The organism is Archangium sp., assembly GCF_036388035.1.
Classification (GTDB): domain Bacteria; phylum Myxococcota; class Myxococcia; order Myxococcales; family Myxococcaceae; genus Archangium.
In genome coordinates, this window is sequence record NZ_DASVSO010000987.1 from 1 (window position 1) to 1,925 (window position 1,925).

Genomic DNA, 1,925 nt, shown 5'->3' on the forward strand with positions numbered 1-1,925 from the left:
AAAGCCATCCACCGCCGCGTCCACCAGCCGCCCCATCCCGCTCAGCCGCGCCTCCAGCTCCACGCGCTCCGAGGGGGGCCGCGTGGCCTCTCCCGTCCGCCCCACCCCGTCCGCCTTCAGCGCCGCGCTCGTCTCCTGGGCCAGCTTCCCCGCGCGCTCCACGTCCCCCACGCGCAGGAAGCGCAGCGCGTCGTCCGCCCGCAGCCGCCCCACGTCCAGCCGCTGCGAGAGCGCCGTGCTCTCCTCCTCGTTGAGGAGGAACTGGAACATCGAGGGCAGCACCGCGAAGTAGCAGAACAGCGCCCCCGCCACGAACGCCAGGGAGCCCATCATCACGAAGGGCGCCGCGTAGCGCTTCTCCTCCGGGTAGAGCCCCGGCGAGACGAAGCCCCAGATCTGCCAGAGGATGACGGGCGTCGTCAGGAAGATGCCGCAGTAGACGCCCACCTTCATCAGGACGTTGATCTCCTCGATGCCCGAGGTGTAGACGAGCGCCCGCCCCTCGGGGGGCAGCGCGTCCAGCACGGGCTTCATGAGGAGCCCGAAGATGGGCCGGGCGAACACCAGCGCCACGGCGCCCAGGACGAACACCGCGATGGTGACCCTGAGCAGGCGGGAGCGGAGCTCCGTCAGGTGCTCCGACAGACTCATCCGAAGTTCGTTATCCACGGGCGCGAATCTCGAGGGCTAGCCGCTCTTGGGGGTGTTGCGCGCCACCGTGCCCGGAATGGGCTCGAGGCGAGGAAGGGCGTCCTGCTCCACGGCCCCGGCGGCGGACGGCTCGGTGGTGGGAGACGGGGGAGCGGGAGTACCGGCGGCGGCGAGCTCGGGGCCCGGCGTGGCGGCGGTCGCGGCCAGGGTCTGGGCGTCCGGAGCGGCAATCGGCGCGACGACAGGCGGAACCACCGGGACGGGCGAGGCCAGCGCGGCCGGGATGGGCGGGGGAAGCTTCGGGCGCGGCTCGTCGATGAACTCCTGGTCCATCTTGTAGAACTCGCGCTCCACCACGGTGCGGACCTCATCGGTCTGCCGGCGGAACTCACGCACGAACTTACCGATGGCGCGCGCGAACTCCGGCAGCCGCTGCGGTCCGAGGACCAGCAGCGCCGCTACCAGGATGAAAACCAGTTCGCCTGCACCGATGTTGAACATGAGCGGGTGCTCCCAGGAAACCGCCTCGGGGTTATCGCGCCATGGGACACGGGGTGCAACCCGATTGGTCCGGCCCTTGTCCGCCTGCCCACCGTGGAAAGCGAGGGAGGTGGACCCCCCCTCGCCCGCCTGGTGCTCAAGAGCGGGGCGTACCGCCCCCGGCCCCCACGGCCACTAGGGGGACTCCGGCCGCCAGTCCCCGCTCCCGCAGCCGGCGCTCCACCAGGAAGAACATCACTGGCAGTGTGAGCGAGAGGGCGAACGACACCAGCACCACCTGCGTCATCCCACCGAGCCGTCCGTCCGGCAGGTCCGTCAGCATCTGCGAGGAGAGGAAGGCCCCGCTCGCGGCGCCCAGGTGCTGCACGGCGGACTGGAAGGACATGAAGCGCGCGCGGATGGCCTGCTCCGGCACCTTCGAGGTGAGCGTGCTGTAGGCCACGTTGCGCACCCCGTTGGACAGGAAGAAGAGCGCGAAGACGGCCACCAGGGGCACGCTGAGCGGCGGCTGGATGAAGGCCATGTAGAGCGTGAGCATGAACAGCACCACGCCCACCGTCCCCACGCGGAAGGAGCCCAGACGGTCCACCGCCTTGCCCGCCATCCGCAGCGTCACGAAGCTCACCAGGCCACCGACGAAGTAGATGGTCTCGAGCTGCTCGCGCGGAGCGCCCAGGTTGTGCTGCACGTAGCCGGAGATGTTGGGGATGATGACGAAGCCCGCCGCGTTGAGCAGCGCCGTCATCGTGTAGGAGAGCAGCACGTCCGAGCGT

General features: G+C 70.1%; 3 protein-coding genes. All 3 read right to left on the reverse strand.

What is annotated here, in order from left to right; all coding sequences use genetic code 11:
• Positions 1 to 651, reverse strand: a 651-nt coding sequence (gene tatC, locus VF697_RS40840) for a twin-arginine translocase subunit TatC (protein ID WP_331103826.1), incomplete at its 3' end; no start/stop codon positions are given.
• Positions 652 to 687: 36 nt separating this feature from the next.
• Complete coding sequence (locus VF697_RS40845; RefSeq protein ID WP_331103822.1) at positions 688 to 1,152, reverse strand: twin-arginine translocase TatA/TatE family subunit; 465 nt, start codon at positions 1,150 to 1,152, stop codon at positions 688 to 690.
• A gap of 136 nt (positions 1,153 to 1,288) precedes the next feature.
• Positions 1,289 to 1,925: MFS transporter (locus VF697_RS40850; protein ID WP_331103824.1), on the reverse strand; the 637-nt coding region annotated here is incomplete at its 5' end.

What these genes read in the sequence shown, in the direction of transcription:
- VF697_RS40845 (WP_331103822.1), bottom strand. Translation starts at nt 1,152, where the DNA reads ATGTTCAACATCGGTGCAGGCGAACTGGTTTTCATCCTGGTAGCGGCG.